Raw genomic sequence first — 18,247 nt, 5'->3', positions numbered from 1 at the left:
GAACCGCCGCGCACAAGTCGAGTGGCGTGTGAGAACGAACGAGTGGCACTCGGCGAACAGAGATCTCCTGGTGCTCCTCGGCCCTAGAATCGAGCGATGGACAGAACCGACCGCGCCAGCCGGGTGATCGCGGCATCACCGGCGACTGTCTACGGCGCCCTCCTCGACCGGGAGTCTCTCGAGGCCTGGTTGCCGCCGGACGGCATGCGCGGGCGGGTCGAACGGTGGGATCCTCGGCCCGGTGGTGGATTTCGGATGGTCCTCACCTACCTCGACCCTGCCGACAGTCCCGGCAAGACTTCGGATACGACGGATGTCGTCGATGTCGGATTCGCCGACCTGGTGCCACCGGAACGCGTGGTGCAGCTGGCGGTGTTCGAAGCTGACGACCCGTCGTACGCGGGCACCATGACGATGACCTGGCACCTCGCTGCCGCCGGTGACGGGACCGAGGTGACCGTCACCGCCACGGACGTGCCACCCGGCATAGACCAAGCGGCACACGAGGCCGGGATCACCTCCTCGCTGGCGAACCTGGCATCGTACGTCGAAGGATCCCGCTGATCAGGTCGGCTGCGACTCGGGCCGGGCCCTACACGACCTGCTTCTCGGCTCGGGCGGTCAGCGGGTACGCCTCGACGAGCTTGTCCAGTTCCTGGTGGTACGACTCCACGTTGGCGACCTTGATCTGTTCGTACCCACGGATGAGGTCGGGCGGTTCGGCGATCTCCACCGCGGCGGTCAGGCTGTGCGGGTTGAGTAGGTGAAGGAGTTGCTCGATGGTTTCGCGGTATTCGGTGATCAACTCGCGTTCCATCTTCCGGATGTGGTGGTAGCCGAACACATCGAGCTTGGTGCCGCGGATCTTGCGCATACGGTGCAGGGTCCGGAATCCGGGGTTGATCCAGGATCCGAGTGAGAGCTTGTTCGTCATCCCCATGGCGCGCAGCACCGGGGGGTGTAGCCGGACGGCGCTACCGGCGCGCCCGCGATGTTTCGATCGACTCTGTCAGCTGAGCTGCTCCATCCGTTGAATCGTCATGCTGGTTCTCCTACTTCGTCGCGCGGCCCCTCGTGGCCACTGGTCTTCCTGGAACGGAGCCGGACCGTTGTCGGTGAGGTCTACCACGACCCACTACGACCTGGCGGCGGCTATCTCAGGCCGGACACCGAGCCCATGGCAGGCTGGGACGAGATGGGGTGCTGATTCACACGGCCACCCTCGGCCCGACCATCCGAGGTGAGGCGCACAGATGAAAGGGGACGTCGCCGATGACCGTCCGTACCGTGAACACTGAGGCAGGGCGACTCTCCGGTGACCACACCGACGGGGTCGCCCGATTCCTGGGAATCCCCTACGCAGCAGCTCCAGCGGGCGAACGCCGATTCGCACCCCCTGGTCCTGCCGAACGATGGGCAGGGACCAGGAACGCCACCGGTTACGGCGCTACCGCACCCCAGCCGGCATTGCACCCCGCTCACGGGAATCTGGCGCCGCTGATCGGGCCCGGATGGGTCGCCGGAGACGGCGACTACCTCAATCTCAACGTCTGGACACCCGACCCCGGCACGGGTGGGCTTCCGGTGATGGTCTACGTCCACGGCGGCGGGTTCATGATCGGCTCGGGCGCCGCCCCCGCCTTCGACGGCACCTCGTTCGCGCGCGACGGCGTCGTCCTGGTCACCGTCAACTACCGACTCGGGGCGGAGGGCTTCCTCGCACCGTCCGGTGCGGTCGCGAACACGAACATCGGATTGCGCGATCAGATCGCCGCCCTGCGCTGGGTTCGCGACAACATCACCGGGTTCGGTGGAAACCCGGACAACGTCACCGTCTTCGGCGAATCGGCCGGCGGCTCCTCGGTCGCGTTCCTGCTGCACTCCCCGCTGGCCGCCGGACTGTTCCGGCGCGCGATCGTCCAGAGCGGACACGACGAGATGGCCCGCCCGCTCGAGCTCACCGAAGGACTCACGAAGGCTCTCGCCGCCCGGCTCGGAACCTCCCCGACCACAGACGCATTCCGCGCATTCTCTGCCCCCGACCTGGTGCGCGCGCAGGCCGCTCTGCTCAGAAACGAACCCCACCCAGACCTGCGCGACGGCAACGGTGTCGACCCAGGCCACCGTCGTGCACTGTTCCTCCCCACCACGGGTGACGACGTCCTCCCCGACCCGGTCGGAGTCCCGAGCACCCATTCGCGCGGCGTCGACCTGCTGATCGGCACAACACTCGAGGAGGCCAACCTCGGTTTCGGTGCCGACCAGTTCGCCGCCTTCGACGCGCATGACGCCGTAGCCGAGCTGGCCGCCACCTACCCCGATGCCGAAGCGCTCCTCGAACGACACGGTCTCCACGACCCGGCCCTCACCCCCGCGCGTGCACTCACAGCCGCCTACACGGACCTGATGTTCCGATCACCGAGCCGCCGCACCGCGCGCCGCCACCCAGGCCCCACCTACGTCTACGAATTCGCATGGCGATCACCACTGCACGGCGCCGCACACGGCCTCGACGTCCCCTTCGTCTTCGACACCACACAGGCATGCCGCGACCTGATCGGCGACGCCGCACCCGGCACCCTCACCCAGGCGATGCACCAAGCCTGGCTCGACTTCGCCACCCACGGAGATCCAGGCTGGCCCACCTACGACGACGCAAGAAACGCGATGAGGTTCGATGCCTGCCCGCACCTCTGCGAGGACACCGCTCCCGACGACACCGGCGCCGAATACCTGCCCTGACCCAGGCCGGCGGGAGCGCGGCACTGGCGGTATCGGCGTCCGGCGCGGATCCGGACGCCGATACCGTTCACGTCAGTCCGAAGCCGTGTCGGCGGCCCGGCCGAGGTGGCGGGCGAAGAACCGGGCCGAGCTGTCGCGTTCGTATTCGGGTACCGGGTAGTGCCTGCCCGAGTAGGCGTGCAATGTCTTCTCCTTCGCGGCGAAGGCGTCGAACAACGCGACCCCGGAGGTGCGGTCGAATTCCTCGTCGTCCCAGGGAATCCGGTACTCGACCGGGACGGTGATCTTTCTTGCCACCTCGATCAGAGCGTCGCACACGAAAACCCCACCGAAGCTCACGGCAGCGATCCGGGATTCGACCGCCGTCAACATCAGCCCGGTCACGACACCCAACGTCATGCCGCCGTAGCCGATCGGCGCTTCGACGCCGATCTCGGGCAGCGCCTGCAGGGCGTCCAGAGTCGCTTGCCATTCCGGCACCGCACGCTCCGCCAGCGACATGTTGTAGTCGATCACGATCGGGGCGATCGGCTCGCCCGCCGCCCGGGCCCGATGGATCGCCTCGGCCCACCGTTGATCCTGAAGGGTTCGCGGCCGGTCGCCATGTCCGGGCGCGTCGATGGCAGCGACGGTGTACCCATAGGTGGTCACGCAGTGGAGTGCACCGGCGACCAACCCCGGCGCCTTCTTGTGCATGCCGCCGGAGTGCCCCGACAGCAGCAGCGGTGCGCCGACGGTTCCGGATGTGGGCGACCAGAGCACGCCGGTGATCCCATCCAGAGTGAATGTACGTTCGATGACACCGTTCGACGATGTCTCAGACGTGAAATGCATGGTGTTGCCTTTCGGGATTGCCTTGTTGTCGAGGCGCTCCCGGCGACACCTATGTCAATCGCCGAACCGTGAACACGAGCGGGAGCACCCACATGGTTACTGCGTTCATGGGTCTCACCTCCTCGCGTGATGTCACGGTCTCGCGCACGCTATCAACCTGAACCGAATCCCGTCCAACCTATTTCCTGCATGCGAGGGCCGATCGCCGATGGGCCGCGCCTGGTATTCCTACAGGTCAATGGAGTGTGGGTCGGTAGATGAGCTCTTGGATGTGACCGTCCAGCGTCCGGTTCTCGAGCAGTTCCAGGTCGAAGTCGGCCCCACCCTGGAAGATCGGGTCATCACCGGTCAGACCGGTGATCACAGGGAAGAGCGTCACCTGCAGGCGGTCGACGAGGCCGGCGGCCATCAGCGCCCGATTCATCGACAGGCTGCCGTGCGAGCGCAACGGCACCTCGGACTCCTCCTTGAGCCGGGCGACGACGTCGACGGCGTCACCGCTCACGACGGTCGCGTCCGGCCAGTCGAGAGGCCCTTCCAGCGTCGTCGACACAACCGTCGCCGGCAGGCTCCTCATCCGGGTGACCCATGGGTCACGCACTTCGGACTCCTCGGTGCTCGAGGCCAGCATCTGCGCGAACGCCCGATACGTGTTGGCCCCGAAAATCATCCGCTGCTCCGCGCCATACAAGGCAAGGCGGTGGTCGAGCAACTCGGGGCCTTGCTTGCCCCAGTAGCCGCCCCAGTCGCCGCCGCTGATTCCGCCGAAGCCGTCGAGGCTGGAAAAGACGTCGAAGGTGTAGGTCGCGGTCATGTCGTTCTCCTCGAGTGCGGTTGTGATCGGTGTAGGTACAGACTGGGAACCACTGCGAAACTCATCGCTGTCGGAGTGGGCGACTGTGGTCGCAACAAAAGTGTCGCGTCCTTCGTTCCGGCTCGCCGCCTCGCACGTGGCGGGCGAGGCGGCGAGATCGGTCTGTGCGGTGAACCGGCGGCTCAACCCTTGATGAGGTCGTCGATCTGGCCGATCGCCTGCGAGGCACCTTCGACCACACCCATGTCGAGCACCTGCTGGAGACCTTCGGCGGTTGCGTAGGTGCTGACGTAGGTGGCGATGGTGCTGCCGTCCTTCTCCTCGAAGGAGAACTCGTTGGTGGACACCGGCATCGATTCGATCGGGGTGAAATCCGCATCGGCGAATCCGTCGGTGAAGGTGAAGCCGGTCGGCTCATCGACGGAGACGATGTTCCAGTAGCCCGCATGCTTGTCACCCTCGGGTCCGGTCATGTAGTAGGTGACCCGACCGCCGGGAGTGAACTCGTGGTCGACCACCGTCGCCGGGTACGTCGGCGGACCCCAGATCTTCTCGAGCTGGCGAGGATCGGCATAGATCTGCCAGATCCGCGCGCGGGGCGCGGCGAACTCGGCGGTGATGGTCAGGGTCAGTGCGTCGATGTCGTGGCTGACATTGGTGACAGGCATCGTTCATTCCTTCCGTTGGGGTTCTGTCGCGATCAGTTCGTCGATGCGCGCGATTCGCCCACGCCAGACGTGTTCCAGCTCCGCGAGCATGGACGACACCGCGCGAACTGCGTCCACATCGCCCGTGGCGAGTTGTTCACGGCCGCTGCGTCGTTTGACGAGTAGGCCTGACTTCTGGAGAACGGCGACGTGCTTCTGTACCGCAGCGAAACTCATGTCGTACTTCGCTGCCAGTGCCGAGACGGAATGCTCGCCGGCCAGCACGCGACGCATGATGTCGCGCCTCGTTCGGTCGGACAGCGCGTGGAACAGGGCATCGGCCCGGTCCTCATCTGTTTCTGACACACCCGAAACATACAACCGATTGGTTGTATGTGCAAGGCCCCTTCGACTCTCAGCTTGAAGTTATTGCAGGCGGCGTGCCGACGAGAGCGATCTAGCTCGGGGAGAACCCGCCGACATCGATCGAGATCCACAGCGGTGCGAACATCAGGCAGAGACCGGTGAAGCCCAGCAACACCGTGAGCGGCGGCGGTATCGCCCACGCCACCCAATACCCCACCGTTGGGCCAAGGACACCCGGTGCCCGGTCTGCGATCCAGCGAACTGGCCCAGCAGAGCGGCCACCAGCTCATACCAGGGCTCCTCACCCGCGCCCGCCGTTCCGGCGTCGTCAAGGTTCGGCTCGGATCGCATCGTCCCATTGTCCTCCGCAGGATTCATCCGTGCTGGTCGCCGACGGTTTCGCACACAAGTTTCGACACGCCACGTATCTCCGTGGGGGCGCGGCCAGGCACGGGCGCACCTCATCCTTCGCGACGGGCCAGTGCGTCCATTTTCGGTCTCCTCCGTCTGTCCTGGTACCCATCCCCACGGATCAAGGAGTCACCATGACCAACGCCGACAAGTTCGAAAACCCGACGACGGATCGGACGGACGCAAACCCACGGACTGCGGCACCCACGTGTTGCAGCACCGAACGACAAGCCACCTGCTGCGACCTCAGCGAGAAGTCGACGTGCTGCGGTCCGACGGCGACGGCCGGCGACGGATGCGGCTGCCAGTAGCCCTCAGGTGACAACGGTGCGGTGCGAGCGAAGATGGCTCGCACCGCACCGCAGTCTTGTCAGCGTGACCTCGCCCGGTCGCCCCGTCGCCGTCACCAGAGATGATTCGCCGGTCTACTCGTCGTCCGATGGCGTGGCTCCGCAGTCGCAGGATCCGCTGCGGGGCTGGTAGTCGTGGACGTGGCCGGTGCGATCCTGGCTGATCTGACAGCAGGCGTGCAATTGGGCCTGGAGGGCGGCGCGGCCGCGTTGACCCGGGATTTCATCCCGGACACCGAGATTCCCACCTCGCTGGCGGCGGCGGCGTTGGTTCGGGCGTCGAGGTCGACCATCCTCACCGCCGCGGCCTGCTCGGCGGGCAGCCCGGAGAGCATCGGCACCAGGCAGGAGGCGAGTTCCTTCTCCGCCGTCTCGTCGGCGTCAGGTTCTCCGTCGGGCCGGTTGTCGGGGACACTGTCGACAGCCAGCTCGCGGCGGTGGGGTGCGGACCGGTAGTAGTCGGTGATCGCGTTGCGGGTGATGGCATACATCCACCCGAGGATTCGGTCCTGCTCCCGCAGGTTGTCGAGGCTCTTGGCCATCCGCAGGAACACGATCGACAGAATGTCGTCGGCGTCCTCGGGACGGGAGACCCGGCGGGCGATGAAGGCCCGCAAGTCGCTCGAGAAGCGGCGCCAGAGCTGGTCGAGATCAGCTGGTGCCGGCTGGGGTGTCGTCGCGGTGGTGGCCGAGTCCTCGTTCATGATCTGTGGTTCCTCTCCGTCTTTCAGGATCCCCGCCTTACGGCGCGGTCGCGACCCCCTGAGGGCGTCCTCTCTCAGGTACGGACGACGGTGACCGCGGTCGGACGCACCTGCGTCCGAATCCGAAGTTCCTCGTCTGTATGGGTGTCGATGTCGATTCCGGATGCTCCGGTTCGACGTACCAGTAGAAGCACGGTGAGGAGGTGAGAGCAATGCTGACTACACATCTGTTGTCGGGCCTGACCAGTGAAGAGGTCGATCTGATCGTGGCGGAGGAGCTGCATCTGCTCGACGCCGCCGCATGAGCGTCATCGACGCCCGCACCGGGCGCATCTGCTGACCACAGCGCTCTCCTAGCCTCTACCCCTCCATCGGGTAGGGGCTTGGAGAGTGCCCGGCTCCGGACGGACATCGAACACGCAAAACCCGCCCCGTCCCCCGTGGGATGGGGACGGGGCGGGTTCGTTGTCAGCGGGTGCGCGCTGACCGAATCATGCGGGTGACGACGGGAACGGCGGTCACCACCGCCCACAAACCGATCGCCGCGACCAGGGCGGTAAGAGTGTCCCCGGCGGTGGCGGTGCCGAGCACGTGGCCGCGCAGGGCGTCGGTGGCGTGCGCAACCGGATTCACTGTCGCCATGGCCTGCATCCAGCCGGGCATGGTCTCGATCGGCGCGAACGCACTCGAGACGAACATCAGCGGCATCATCACCATCATCCCGGCGAACTGGACCACGTCCGGCCGGCGGAGCCGGTCCCCGATCAGCCCGAAGAGGGCGCTCATCGCCCCGGCCAACACCACCAGCACGACAACCGCGGCGACGGCATCCCCTGCGGTGCCGTGGAACTCGAAACCCAAAGCGACGGCGGCGATCCCGAGCAACACAGCCCGGGCGAGGGTGAACACGGCCTCGTTGATCGTGCGAGCCACCCCCGGCAAGGCCGCCCGCATCGGCAGGGCCGCGAAGCGGTCGTGCAGGCCGTTGGTGTGATCGATCGCGGCGGAGACTCCGGCGTTGGTGCCGGCCATCACCGTGGAGACGGCGAGCATCGCCGGGGTGAGGAAGACGATGTAGCTGACCCCGGCAGGAAAGCCCGGTCCTGCGGCGACGCTGCGGAACACCTGACTGAACAGCACCAGCATCGCCATCGGCATGGTCAGCGAGAACATCAACAGCTGCGGAACGCGGGCGCTGGTGCGCAGGTTCCGGACGGTGAGTGCGGCGAGTTGGTCCCCGACCGAGGGACGCCCTACCGAAGGGGTGGCTGTGGTGGTGCGGATGGTGGTCATCGGTGGGCTCCGGGGGTGTGGGCGAGGTGGGTGAAGACGTCGTCGAGGCTCGGCGAGGTCACGTCCAGGTCGGTGACCTCGATGCCGCCGCGGTGCAGGTCGGCGACCAGCGCGGTCGCGGCGGGGGCGTCGTCGACGGTGACGGACACTCGCAGGCGGTCGCCGTCGACCCGCGGATCGGTGTCCGGGATGAATGGCAGCGCGGCGAGCTGACCGGCGGGGATGGTGGCGCTGAGGACCTTGCCGCCGACGATCCGTTTGAGCTCGGCGGGGGTGCCGCGGGCGGCGACCCGGCCCCGGCGCAGGACCACGATGTGGTCGGCGAGCCGGTCGGCCTCCTCGAGGTACTGGGTGGTGAGCACGACCGTGGTGCCCGCGTCGGTGAGCTCGTCGACGACGTTCCACAATCCGGCGCGGGCGAGGGGATCGAGACCGGTGGTCGGCTCGTCGAGGAACAGTACCGACGGGGAGCCGACGAGGCTGGCGGCCAGATCGACCCGGCGGCGCGAGCCCCCGGAGAGTTCCCCGACCCGCCGGGACGCGTATTCCTGCAGCCCGAGCCGGTCGATCAGCGCGTCGGCCCGCGCGCGGGCGGTGCGGCGCAGCCCGGTCAGGCGGCCGATCAGCTCCAGATTCTCTCGGGCGGTGAGGAATTCGTCGAGGCCGGCGTATTGGCCGGTCACGCCGATCCGGCGGCGGACCTCGGTGGCGTGGACGACGACGTCCAGGTTTTCAATCTGCACGCGGCCGATGGTGGGCCGCACCAGGGTGGTGAGGGTGCGGATCAGGGTGGTCTTGCCGGCACCGTTGTGGCCGAGCACACCGAGCGTGGCTCCGGCGGCAGCCTCCAAGTCGACACCGTCGAGGGCCCACGTCGTGCCGTAGGCGACGTGCAGATCCTCGACCACGACGGTCGGCGCGCTCATCGCACTCCCCCGAACCGGTGAGCGGCGGGGCGGGCAATCGGGTGGATGGTCATCGGAGGTTCCTCTCGGAAGATGTGCTCCCACCCGGTGGTGAGTGGGAGTCCGCTTCCTCAGACGAACCAAGTTCGAGTTGGACGCACCCGCGGCAGAATCAGGCAGGTCAGGAGATGGTGGCGCCATCGGCGGCGGGTTCGGGTTCGTCGAAGAACCCGGCGCCGCCGCATACCCCGGTCTCCGGCAACGTGAGTTCGACGCGGGCGGCGGCGGCGTGGTCGCCGGCCAGGGCGGCGGCGATACTGCGGACCTGCTCGTACCCGGTCATTGCCAGGAACGTCGGCGCCCGCCCGTAGCTCTTCATCCCGACCAGGAACACATTCGGCTCCGGATGCGACAGTTCGGCTACCCCGTGCGGGTAGACGCTGCCGCAGGAGTGCACGTTCGGATCGATCAACGGCGCCAACCCGACCGGGGCCTGCAGCACCGGGTCCAGGCCGAGGCGGACTTCCGAGAGCCAGGACAGGTCGGGACGGAAGCCGGTGAGCACCACCACCCGATCGACGTTCTCGATCCGGGCTCCGGTGTCGGACACCAACACCACCTGACCATCGGCGGCAGCTTCGACGGCCGCGGTGCGAAATCCCGTGACCACCCGCAACATTCCGTCGTCGACGGCCCTCTTGGCGCGCAATCCGAGGGCGCCGCGAGCGGGCAGCTGGTCGCCCTCGCCGCCGCCGAAGGTGGATCCGCCCTCGCCGCGGCGCAGCACCCAGCTGATTCGGGTACCCGGCGTCTGCTTCTCCAGGCCCGCCAGCGCCACGATGGCGGTCAGCGCCGAGTGCCCGCTGCCGGCGATCACGATGTGCTTGCCCGCGTACCGGGCGCGCACCTCGGGGTCGTCGATGTTCGGGACCCGGTATTCGAGAACGTCGGCGGCGGCGCGCTCTCCGAGCGCGGGCAGGCCTTCCCCGCCGAGGGGATTGGGGGTGGCCCAGGTGCCGGAGGCATCGATCAGGGCCTGCGCGGTGATCCGATCCTCGGTGCCGTCGGCGCGGCGGATGTGTACCGAGAGGGGTTCGGTGTCGCGGCCGGCGTCGACGACACGGTCCCGGCCCCGCCGGGCCACCCCGACCACCTCGGTGGACAGCTGCACGGTGTCGCCGAGTGCGGCAGCGAGGGGTTGCAGGTAGTTCGCGGTCCAGTCCTGGCCGGTCGGGTACGCCTGGTCGTCCGGCGCCACCCAGCCGGTGGCGTCGAGAAGGCGGCGGGCCGACGGATCGATCAGCTCACCCCAACGGGAAAACAACCGCACGTGATTCCACTGAGCGATCGCCGCACCGGCTATCGGACCGCGGTCGAAGACCAGCGGGGTCAGGCCGCGCTCACGCAACTGGGCCGCGGCAGCGAGGCCGATCGGTCCGGCCCCCACGACGACAACGGGCACAGAGTTCATCTCGGACGTCCTTTCATCGACATGCATCGATCCTTCCTGCGGAGAGTATCGATACGCGTCGATGAAGGCAACCATCGATGGATATCGATATAGTGGGTGCATGACTGCACTGGACATTCCGGTCGCTCGCACCGCCAACGAGGTGGATGCGTTGGCGCCGGAGGACGCGGCCACCTATGCCGGGTGGTTCGCCTGCCTGGCCGATCCCACCCGGGTGCGACTGCTGCACCAGGTCGCCTCCCGCCCGGCCGGGATCAACGTGGGCGAGCTGGCCGAGGCTCTGGGCATCGGCCAGCCCACCGTCTCGCACCACGTGCGCAAGCTTGCCGCCGTCGGATTCGTCTCGGTCCGCAAGAGCGGAACCAGCACCGTGGTCATGGTCAATCCGGCCTGCTGCACCGGGCTGCCGCACGCCGCCGACGCAGTGATGGGCGTGCTGACCCCGCGCCCCTGCTGCCCGGACGACCTGCCGGGCGACGTCACCGTGCGAACCATGACCGATCAGGACTGGGATGACGTGCGCCGGATCTACGGCGAGGGCATCGCCACCCGCAACGCCACCTTCACCACCGAGGTCCCCACCCAGGCGACGCTCGATGGACTGTGGCTGCCCGGGCATCGGTGGGTCGCCGAGATCGACGACGTCGTGGTCGGCTGGGCCGCCCTGTCCCCGGTGTCCGGGCGAGCCTGCTACGCCGGGGTGGCCGAGAACTCGATCTACGTCGCCGACGGGATGCGCGGGCGCGGCGTCGGCAAGGCCTTGCTGCGCTCCCAGGTCATCGCCGCCGACGAGGCCGGACTGTGGACCTTGCAGACCTCGATCTTCCCCGACAATCGGGCCAGCATCGCCCTGCACCACTCCGCCGGATTCCGCACCCTCGGTGTGCGCGAACGCATCGCCCGACTCGACGACATATGGCGCGACACCGTGTTTCTCGAGCGCCGTTCCCCCGTCGTCGGATAATCCTCCGAATCGACTGGGGCATAAGATGTCCGAGCAGCAACCTGTCGATCGTGCCGCGATCGCCGCGGAGCTCGAACGCGCCCGGAGCGTGCTGCACGAATTACTCGACGGCGCGAGTGCCCCAGATCTCGCGAGGCGTTCGTCCGGAACCCGGTGGACCAACGAGCAATTGCTGTTCCACATGGTCTTCGGCTACATGGTCGTTCGCCGGCTGCTCCTGCTGATCCGGATGTTCTCCCGGTTGCCGGAGGGGGCGAGCCGACGGTTCGCGCACGTGCTCGACGCGGCCACCCCAGCCTTCGACGAGGTCAACTATCGGGGCTCCGCCCTGGCAGCGGTCGTCTACAACCGCCACCGGATGGGCCGCCACTTCGACCGCGTCATCGCTTCGCTGCAACGCTCCCTCGCCCGGCAGACCGATGCAGACCTACAGCGCAGCATGTCCTTTCCGGTGCGCTGGGACCCGTTCTTCACCGAGACCATGACCGTCGAGCAGGTCTTTCGATACCCCGGGAAGCACTTCGACTTCCACCGACAACAGCTCACTCTCAACTGAACCGGGGCAGCTGCCCGTTGTCGATGGGGATGGTTCATCGATGCGCCGGCGCGCCCGCCCCGCATGATCGACATATACGACACGTAGGAATTCGATTCCTACCGACGTGACGAAATCATGGTGGACAGTTGTTTAATATCAGAATGTGAGAAAAAGCGTCATTAATAGAAACGTTCTGCAGACCCGTGCGCGATAGGCAAAGTAAGCGGAGATCGACGATCCCGTGGTTCACAGAAACAACAGAGAAGAGAATTACTCGCACTCGGCTGACGATCGAGTGATCCAGGACAGGGATTCTCGGCTCCCACCGGTAGCCGAGAATCCACACCCTGAACAGGGGTAATATACCTCCGCCAGTGTGGCGTCGGAACATTTGACAAACCAGTGACGCGAACTCGGGAGAAAACTGACAATTCCGCTGCAGGAGTCGGGGATTATCGAATGAGGTGAGCATTATGAAAAACAAATTCGCTGTGCGATCGGCAGTCGTGGCCGCCGTCATCGCTCCCACCCTGGTTTTCGCAGGCGGCACTCCCGCCACGGCGGCACCAACACTGAACGCGGGCGGATCCGGCCAGGTAGAGGTCAGGGTCCCGACCGGTGAAAGCTGGACATGCTTCGCATTCGACTCGAATTTCACGTTCAAGACGGGTGCCTTCGCGGCGGGTCTCGGTACGCTCGACGGATTCGCGAAGGGATCGAATGTGACCGCGTTCTGCTTCGGCAACATGGCCCCGTTCTTCTTCTCGGGCAGTGTGAAAGTCACCTAGACCGGAGTCCTTTCGCCGCATCGAACGTGCCCTCGGCAGTATGTTGGAGACATGAAGGCCTTACTCGCCCTTCTGTCTCTGCTGCTCGCCGTCGTGGTGGGCTGCTCCGGCGAGCAGCACACCGTCGGCGGGCAGTGACACGTCCGCCACCAAGATCGAGGTCGGCGGCGGCGACGCGTTGCAGTGGGGAGATGGCGAGTACGGAGTGGTGCTGGCCCACGGTGCCGTCTTCGACGCCGCCAGCTGGGAAGACCAGGCCTCGGCGATCGCCAACCAGGGTGCCACTGTTATCGCCGTCGAGGACATCACGCCGGAGTCGATCGCGGCCACCGTCGCCAGCCTCATCGACAATGGGCACCCCGACGTCGCGCTGGTGGGCGGAAGCGCGGGCGCCGACGCCATCCTGCAACTGGCCTCGCAGCAGCCCGACCTTCCCGACCAGCTGGTGCTGCTCTCCCCGAATCGGGTGGTCGACGGCCTCGGCAGTGAGCCCAAGCTGTTCATCGCCAGCGAGGACGAGCCCGTCGCCGGCGTGTCGCAGCAACTCGCCGACGGCTCACCGGGCGCCGACAACAAAGTGATCCTTCTGCCGGGCTCCGCCCACGGGCAGAACATCTTCGACGGTGAGAACGCTGACGCGGCAATGGACGCAATCCTCCAACGACTGGCCCACTGAGGACCGAATTGCCGTGTCAACTCGCCGGAGCGGCCGCGCCGAGTCCGCGAACACGTCACAATGAGGGGCGTGATCATTCCCGATATTCGCCCCGCAATCGTTCACACCGGGGTTCGGATACTGCTGGGCCGCACCAAACTCCGCACGGCCGAGGACACGCGGCGCGACGTCCACGCGACGACGCTGCGGCCGGCCTCGTTCAACCCGCCACCATCTCCGCTCCTGCGCGGGGTGCGGCTCTCCGCCGACCGCACGGGCGGATTTCCCGTCTTCACCGTCGAACCGGACAACGGGCGATACGGAAAGACTGTGGTCGACTTCCACGGCGGTGCCTATGTCCGCGAAATAACGTCCTTCCACTGGCTGTTCGCGCGCACCATCACCGCGGCGGCATCGGTCCGGCTTCTGCTACCGATCTACCCCCTCGCCCCGCACCGGACGGCCGCCCGCACCGTCGCCGATGCGGCGGACCTCGTCGAATCGGCAATCTCCGCCCGAGGCGCCGACAACGTGGCGGTGATCGGCGATTCCGCCGGTGGCGGGCTCGCGCTCGCCGCAGCGCAGGAACTCAAACGGAGGGGCGCACCCCAGCCGTCGCGGCTGATCCTTGTCGCCCCGTGGCTGGACGCCACCATGAGCGACCCCACGCAAGCCATCATCGAGAAGCGCGACATCCTCCTCGCGCGCGGAGGACTGGAAGAAGCCGGCCGACTCTACGCGGGAGACCTCGAGGTCACCGACTGGCGCGTCAGCCCCCTCTTCGGCGACCTCACCGGCCTCGCGCCCATGAGCGTGTACACCGGCACCCACGACATTCTCGTCACCGACTCCCGCGCGCTCACTCAGCGAGCACGCGACGCCGGCACGACAGTCGACTACATCGAGGAGATCGGGATGCAGCACGACTACGCACTCTTCCCCCTGATCCGCCAGGCACGTGCCGCCCGCGAAGACATTGTCCGCACACTGCGAGCGTAACACCGACGAGATAGAACACGTGTCAGATCTTCCGCCCGCGACACCTCCCGCTGTAGCATTCGGGGATGAGTCGAGTAGGTAGCTACAGTGACGATGACATGGCAGGTTGGCTGTCGATCTCACCCGAGCTGGGTGGGGCACTCGGCGCTTTCACGGACGCCGTGTACAACCGGAACCGGTTACCGTTACGGGTCCGGGAGATCGCGCGGATGGCGGTCGCGGAGGCCAATGAGTGCGCCGTGTGCCTCGGCACCCGCGACAGGAGTGGCGCCGATGCGGGGATCGACGAGCACTTCTACGATCACGTTCTCGAGTGGGAGTCGTGGCCCGGGTACAGCGCCGAGGAGCGGACGGCGGCGGAGTTCGCCCACCGGTTCGCCACCGATCACACGGCGCTCCGCGACGACGAAGACTTCTGGGCTCGGTGTCACGAGCATTTCACCGACGAGATCCTGACGGACCTGGCGCTCTCGTGCGCGTTGTGGCTGGGGACGGGCCGGGTACTGCGGGTGCTCGACATCGGTCAGACGTGCAAGCTCACGCTCTGAGCACTCCGGTTCTCATTCCCACTCCCGCCTCGGCAGGACGTCCTCCATGAACCTGCGCAACGCGGGGTTCCGGTTGTCCGACCGCCAGGCGGCGTTCATCTGGACGGGCCGGTCGCGGACGGCGGAGACGGGACGGAACACGACCCCCTCCGGGTGCATCGTCTGCGCGGATTCGGGCACGAGGGCCATGCCGAGCCCGGACCGGACGAGCACCAGCATGGTGTGCACCTGCGTGACGTACTGGACGTAGCGCGGAGAGGCGCCGACGATCGTGAACGTGCTGATGAGCAGTTCGTGGAAGTACCGCGCATCGACGGGCGAATACATGACGACGGGCTGATCGTCGAAGTCCTCCACGGACAGCTGCTCGGCGTCGGCGAGGGGGTGACCGGCGGGCAGCGCGGCGACGAGCCGTTCGTGGTGGATGGGGCGCGTGTCGATGCCGGGGCGGGTGAGGATCGGGCGGATCAGCCCGAGGTCCAGTTCACCGCTGATCAACGATTCGATCTGCACGGAGGTGACCATTTCCCGCAGAACGACTTTCACGTCCGGGAGTCTGTCCCGGGCGGCCTCGAGCAACCTCGGCAGCACCGCGTGCGCGGACGCGCCGGTGAATCCGACGACGACGGTGCCGAGGTCACCGGCCGGGACGCGCCGCACCGTCAGTGCGGCACTCTCCGACAGGCTCAGGATGCGCCGGGCGTCGGGCAGGAACGCGGTACCGGCGGCGGTGAGGGTGACGGATCGGCTGGTGCGGTCGATCAACTGCACGCCGAGTTCGCTTTCGAGTTGCTGGATCTGACGGCTCAGCGGCGGCTGCGTCATATGCAGGCGTTCGGCGGCGCGACCGAAGTGCAGTTCCTCCGCGACGGCGATGAAACACGACAGCCGCGCGAGGGAGAACATTCGATCCACTCCTTTGCCTCGGGGTGGACTCAATGTATCCCACCCCGAAGGCGCCGACCGAGACCGCGGTCGGCGCCTCCGATGAGACAGTTACCAGCGAGGGCAGGTGTTCTCGAACGTCGGATCCACCGACTGCATGTATCCGGTGTCGTCGCGGTCGCGCACCCCGCAGTCGAGGTACTGCTGGTGCAGGACGGCGAGGGCGTCCTCGTCGATCTCCACACCGAGACCCGGCGTCGTCGGCACCGGGACCGCGCCGTCGACGAACTTCAGCACACCGGGCTTGACGACGTCCTCGGTCTTCCACGGCCAGTGCGTGTCACACGCGTACGTGAGGTTCGGTGTGGCGCCGGCGAGGTGCACCATCGCGGCCAGGCTGATGCCGAGATGCGAGTTGGAGTGCATCGACAGGCCCAGACCGAAGTTGTCGCAGATACCGGCGAGCAACCGCGACCGCTGCAGGCCACCCCAGTAGTGGTGATCCGACAGCACGACCTGGACCGAATCCTTCCGCACCGCGGGCTCGAGCTGATCGAAAGCGACGACGCACATGTTCGTCGCCAGCGGCATCTTCGCCTCCCGCGCGACCTCGGCCATGCCGTCGAGGCCCGGCGTCGGGTCCTCGAGGTATTCGACGATGCCGTCGAGTTCCGACGCGACCCTGATCGACGTGTCGACGGTCCACGCGGCGTTGGGGTCGAGGCGCAGCGGCAGGTCGGGGAACGCGGCACGCAGTGCCTTGATGCCGGCGATCTCTTCGTCCGGCGAGAACACGCCGCCCTTGACCTTGATGGCCTCGAAGCCGTACTCGCCGATCATCTTCTGCGCCTGACGGACCAGACCGTCGGGGTCGATCGCCTCGCCCCATTCGTCGGGCTCGGCGCCCGGGTGCCCGGCCCACTTGTAGAACAGGTAGGCGCTGAACGGGACGGCGTCGCGCACCTTGCCGCCGAGCAGATCGGACACCGGCCGGCCGAGCGCCTTGCCCTGCACGTCGAGGCACGCCACCTCGAACGGGGAGAACACGCGGTCGGTGGTGCTGGCCGTGGTGATCATGCCCGCGACACCGTCACCGCCCGTGACGGTCAGGGTCGCGACCTTCTCGTCGATCGCCGCGCGGATCGCGTTGAGCGCGAATACGTCCAGCCCGACGATCGCCTCGGCTGCCGCCTCGAGCCGGATGAGGTGGGCTGTGTCGGCGTACGTTTCACCGAGGCCGACGAGCCCGCCGTCCGTGTCGAGCTGAATGATCGCACGCAGCGCGTAGGGCTGGTGCACGCCGACGGTGTTGAGGAGCGGCGGGTCGACGAACGCGACGGGAGTGATCCGCGCGCCGGTGATCCGGATGGGTGCGGCAGCCATCAGACTGCCGCCTGCACAGCCAGGGCGTCGGCGAGCACGGCGCGGCCGGCCGCGGTGATCTGCGCGAGTTCGAGCAGGTGGGCCTCGCTCGTCGGAACGAGCGGCGGCCGCACGGACCCGGCGTCGATACCTTCCATCGCGACACCCGACTTGATCAGCGACACCGCGTATCCGGGCACCTGGTCGCGCAGGCGCACCAGGGGGTGAAAGAAGTCGCGGAGCAGCGCGTCGGTGAGTTCCTCGTTGCCGGATTCGAGCGCCTCGTAGAACCCGAGAGCGAGTTCGGGCGCGAACGCGAACGTCGCGGACGAGTACAGCGTGACGCCGATCGCGCGGTACGCCTGCTGGGTGACCTCGGCGGTGGGCATGCCGTTGAAGAACAGGAACGGCTTGCCGGACGGGGCGAGCGCATCCTTCACCGCACGCACGATGCGGCCCACCTTGTCGAGATCACCGGTGCCGTCCTTGAACCCGACCACGGTCGGGAACTGCGCGACCTCCACGGCGGCCGCCTCGTCGAACCGGGCGTTACCGCGGTTGTAGACGACGAGCGGGAGATCGGTGGTGTCGGCGACCGCGCGGGTGTACTCCACCAGACCGGCCTGCGGCATCGTCACCAGGTACGGCGGGAGCAGCAGGATGCCGTCGGCGCCATTCTCCTTCGCGCTGGCGGCGAATTCCTTGGCCTGCTGCACCGAGCCGCCGGCCCCGGCGAACACGGGGACGCGTCCGGCGACGACCTCGGTGGCCCTGGCGACGATCTTGCCGAACTCCTCCAGCCCGAGGGCGTGGAATTCGCCGGTGCCGCAGGCGATGAAGACGCCTCCGGGGCCGGCGTCGACACCCTTGGCAACGTGCTCGGCGAGCCGGTCGTAGTCGACGTCGCCGGATGCGGTGAACGGGGTGACGGGGAAGAACAAGACGCCGTCGAGCATGGGGAACTCCTTCAC

The 18,247-nt window shown here is 67.2% G+C and carries 18 protein-coding genes and 2 pseudogenes; 8 read left to right on the top strand and 12 right to left on the bottom strand.

What is annotated here, in order from left to right:
* The first annotated feature begins 96 nt into the window (after nt 1–96).
* Nucleotides 97–564 carry an SRPBCC family protein gene (locus tag ACLIVD_RS00665; protein ID WP_283335769.1) on the top strand — a complete coding sequence of 156 codons (468 nt, stop codon included), beginning with the start codon at nt 97–99 and terminating at the stop codon, nt 562–564.
* Between the two features lie 28 nt (nt 565–592).
* Here ACLIVD_RS00665 and ACLIVD_RS00660 read toward each other — a convergent pair.
* Nucleotides 593–964 (bottom strand): annotated as a pseudogene (locus ACLIVD_RS00660) (DUF6537 domain-containing protein); the annotation flags it as partial.
* A 308-nt stretch (nt 965–1,272) separates the two neighbouring features.
* Here ACLIVD_RS00660 and ACLIVD_RS00655 point away from each other — a divergent pair.
* Complete coding sequence (locus ACLIVD_RS00655) at nt 1,273–2,742, top strand: carboxylesterase/lipase family protein (protein WP_491931750.1); 1,470 nt, start codon at nt 1,273–1,275, stop codon at nt 2,740–2,742.
* Between the two features lie 72 nt (nt 2,743–2,814).
* Here the strand turns inward: ACLIVD_RS00655 and ACLIVD_RS00650 are convergent, their stop codons facing one another.
* From ACLIVD_RS00650 to ACLIVD_RS00615, 8 genes and pseudogenes are all read right to left on the bottom strand, one after another.
* Complete coding sequence (locus ACLIVD_RS00650; protein WP_491931749.1) at nt 2,815–3,576, bottom strand: dienelactone hydrolase family protein; 762 nt, start codon at nt 3,574–3,576, stop codon at nt 2,815–2,817.
* Nucleotides 3,577–3,811: 235 nt separating this feature from the next.
* Nucleotides 3,812–4,390, bottom strand: coding sequence for a dihydrofolate reductase family protein (locus ACLIVD_RS00645; RefSeq protein WP_283353070.1), 579 nt, complete (start codon nt 4,388–4,390; stop codon nt 3,812–3,814).
* A gap of 182 nt (nt 4,391–4,572) precedes the next feature.
* Entirely contained in the window at nt 4,573–5,058 is a 486-nt protein-coding gene (locus ACLIVD_RS00640) for an SRPBCC family protein (RefSeq protein ID WP_283335774.1), read from the bottom strand.
* A 3-nt stretch (nt 5,059–5,061) separates the two neighbouring features.
* Entirely contained in the window at nt 5,062–5,403 is a 342-nt protein-coding gene (locus tag ACLIVD_RS00635) for an ArsR/SmtB family transcription factor (RefSeq protein ID WP_280782828.1), read from the bottom strand.
* A gap of 836 nt (nt 5,404–6,239) precedes the next feature.
* Nucleotides 6,240–6,868 (bottom strand): annotated as a pseudogene (locus ACLIVD_RS00630) (sigma-70 family RNA polymerase sigma factor).
* 468 nt (nt 6,869–7,336) lie between these two features.
* Nucleotides 7,337–8,161 carry an ABC transporter permease gene (locus ACLIVD_RS00625; RefSeq protein ID WP_491931748.1) on the bottom strand — a complete coding sequence of 275 codons (825 nt, stop codon included), beginning with the start codon at nt 8,159–8,161 and terminating at the stop codon, nt 7,337–7,339.
* Nucleotides 8,158–9,087, bottom strand: a complete 930-nt coding sequence (locus ACLIVD_RS00620) for an ATP-binding cassette domain-containing protein (protein ID WP_491931747.1) — start codon at nt 9,085–9,087, stop codon at nt 8,158–8,160. Before ACLIVD_RS00620 ends, ACLIVD_RS00625 begins: the two co-directional genes overlap by 4 nt.
* A gap of 160 nt (nt 9,088–9,247) precedes the next feature.
* Nucleotides 9,248–10,537, bottom strand: coding sequence for an NAD(P)-binding domain-containing protein (locus ACLIVD_RS00615; RefSeq protein WP_491931746.1), 1,290 nt, complete (start codon nt 10,535–10,537; stop codon nt 9,248–9,250).
* 100 nt (nt 10,538–10,637) lie between these two features.
* Here ACLIVD_RS00615 and ACLIVD_RS00610 point away from each other — a divergent pair, with 100 nt between their 5' ends.
* The 6 genes from ACLIVD_RS00610 (at nt 10,638) to ACLIVD_RS00585 (ending at nt 15,029) form a co-directional block, all read left to right on the top strand.
* Nucleotides 10,638–11,501 carry a helix-turn-helix domain-containing GNAT family N-acetyltransferase gene (locus ACLIVD_RS00610; RefSeq protein WP_491931745.1) on the top strand — a complete coding sequence of 288 codons (864 nt, stop codon included), beginning with the start codon at nt 10,638–10,640 and terminating at the stop codon, nt 11,499–11,501.
* Between the two features lie 25 nt (nt 11,502–11,526).
* Complete coding sequence (locus ACLIVD_RS00605; protein WP_491931744.1) at nt 11,527–12,057, top strand: DinB family protein; 531 nt, start codon at nt 11,527–11,529, stop codon at nt 12,055–12,057.
* Between the two features lie 455 nt (nt 12,058–12,512).
* Nucleotides 12,513–12,827 (top strand): hypothetical protein, encoded by a 315-nt coding sequence (locus tag ACLIVD_RS00600; RefSeq protein WP_283335781.1) that lies wholly within the window; start codon nt 12,513–12,515, stop codon nt 12,825–12,827.
* Nucleotides 12,828–13,005: 178 nt separating this feature from the next.
* Nucleotides 13,006–13,503 carry an alpha/beta fold hydrolase gene (locus tag ACLIVD_RS00595; RefSeq protein WP_491931743.1) on the top strand — a complete coding sequence of 166 codons (498 nt, stop codon included), beginning with the start codon at nt 13,006–13,008 and terminating at the stop codon, nt 13,501–13,503.
* Nucleotides 13,504–13,572: 69 nt separating this feature from the next.
* Entirely contained in the window at nt 13,573–14,481 is a 909-nt protein-coding gene (locus ACLIVD_RS00590; protein ID WP_491931742.1) for an alpha/beta hydrolase fold domain-containing protein, read from the top strand.
* 65 nt (nt 14,482–14,546) lie between these two features.
* Nucleotides 14,547–15,029, top strand: a complete 483-nt coding sequence (locus tag ACLIVD_RS00585; RefSeq protein WP_491931741.1) for a carboxymuconolactone decarboxylase family protein — start codon at nt 14,547–14,549, stop codon at nt 15,027–15,029.
* Between the two features lie 12 nt (nt 15,030–15,041).
* On the opposite strand, the gene ACLIVD_RS00580 is transcribed toward ACLIVD_RS00585, so the two are convergent.
* The 3 genes from ACLIVD_RS00580 to ACLIVD_RS00570 all read right to left on the bottom strand — a co-directional run bounded on the left by ACLIVD_RS00580 (nt 15,042) and on the right by ACLIVD_RS00570 (nt 18,232).
* The gene (locus tag ACLIVD_RS00580) at nt 15,042–15,935 is read right to left on the bottom strand and encodes a LysR family transcriptional regulator (protein ID WP_491931740.1); all 894 of its coding nucleotides are present in this window, start codon (nt 15,933–15,935) and stop codon (nt 15,042–15,044) included.
* A 90-nt stretch (nt 15,936–16,025) separates the two neighbouring features.
* On the bottom strand, nt 16,026–17,297 hold the full coding sequence (locus ACLIVD_RS00575; RefSeq protein WP_491931739.1) for a glucarate dehydratase family protein: 1,272 nt from the start codon (nt 17,295–17,297) through the stop codon (nt 16,026–16,028).
* Complete coding sequence (locus ACLIVD_RS00570; RefSeq protein WP_280782839.1) at nt 17,297–18,232, bottom strand: 5-dehydro-4-deoxyglucarate dehydratase; 936 nt, start codon at nt 18,230–18,232, stop codon at nt 17,297–17,299. The genes ACLIVD_RS00575 and ACLIVD_RS00570 overlap by 1 nt, the downstream gene beginning before the upstream one ends.
* Nucleotides 18,233–18,247: the final 15 nt, after the last annotated feature.

It is taken from the genome of Rhodococcus sp. G6(2025) (assembly GCF_058628105.1).
The sequence above is the reverse complement of the archived record's forward strand: the minus strand, read 5'-3'. Positions and strand labels throughout refer to the sequence as shown.

Coding starts and splice junctions, on each gene's coding strand:
- ACLIVD_RS00665 (WP_283335769.1), top strand. CDS start 97: ATGGACAGAACCGACCGCGCCAGCCGGGTGATCGCGGCATCACCGGCG.
- ACLIVD_RS00655 (WP_491931750.1), top strand. CDS start 1,273: ATGACCGTCCGTACCGTGAACACTGAGGCAGGGCGACTCTCCGGTGAC.
- ACLIVD_RS00650 (WP_491931749.1), bottom strand. CDS start 3,576: ATGCATTTCACGTCTGAGACATCGTCGAACGGTGTCATCGAACGTACA.
- ACLIVD_RS00645 (WP_283353070.1), bottom strand. CDS start 4,390: ATGACCGCGACCTACACCTTCGACGTCTTTTCCAGCCTCGACGGCTTC.
- ACLIVD_RS00640 (WP_283335774.1), bottom strand. CDS start 5,058: ATGCCTGTCACCAATGTCAGCCACGACATCGACGCACTGACCCTGACC.
- ACLIVD_RS00625 (WP_491931748.1), bottom strand. CDS start 8,161: ATGACCACCATCCGCACCACCACAGCCACCCCTTCGGTAGGGCGTCCC.
- ACLIVD_RS00620 (WP_491931747.1), bottom strand. CDS start 9,087: ATGAGCGCGCCGACCGTCGTGGTCGAGGATCTGCACGTCGCCTACGGC.
- ACLIVD_RS00615 (WP_491931746.1), bottom strand. CDS start 10,537: ATGAACTCTGTGCCCGTTGTCGTCGTGGGGGCCGGACCGATCGGCCTC.
- ACLIVD_RS00610 (WP_491931745.1), top strand. CDS start 10,638: ATGACTGCACTGGACATTCCGGTCGCTCGCACCGCCAACGAGGTGGAT.
- ACLIVD_RS00605 (WP_491931744.1), top strand. CDS start 11,527: ATGTCCGAGCAGCAACCTGTCGATCGTGCCGCGATCGCCGCGGAGCTC.
- ACLIVD_RS00600 (WP_283335781.1), top strand. CDS start 12,513: ATGAAAAACAAATTCGCTGTGCGATCGGCAGTCGTGGCCGCCGTCATC.
- ACLIVD_RS00585 (WP_491931741.1), top strand. CDS start 14,547: ATGAGTCGAGTAGGTAGCTACAGTGACGATGACATGGCAGGTTGGCTG.
- ACLIVD_RS00580 (WP_491931740.1), bottom strand. CDS start 15,935: ATGTTCTCCCTCGCGCGGCTGTCGTGTTTCATCGCCGTCGCGGAGGAA.
- ACLIVD_RS00575 (WP_491931739.1), bottom strand. CDS start 17,297: ATGGCTGCCGCACCCATCCGGATCACCGGCGCGCGGATCACTCCCGTC.
- ACLIVD_RS00570 (WP_280782839.1), bottom strand. CDS start 18,232: ATGCTCGACGGCGTCTTGTTCTTCCCCGTCACCCCGTTCACCGCATCC.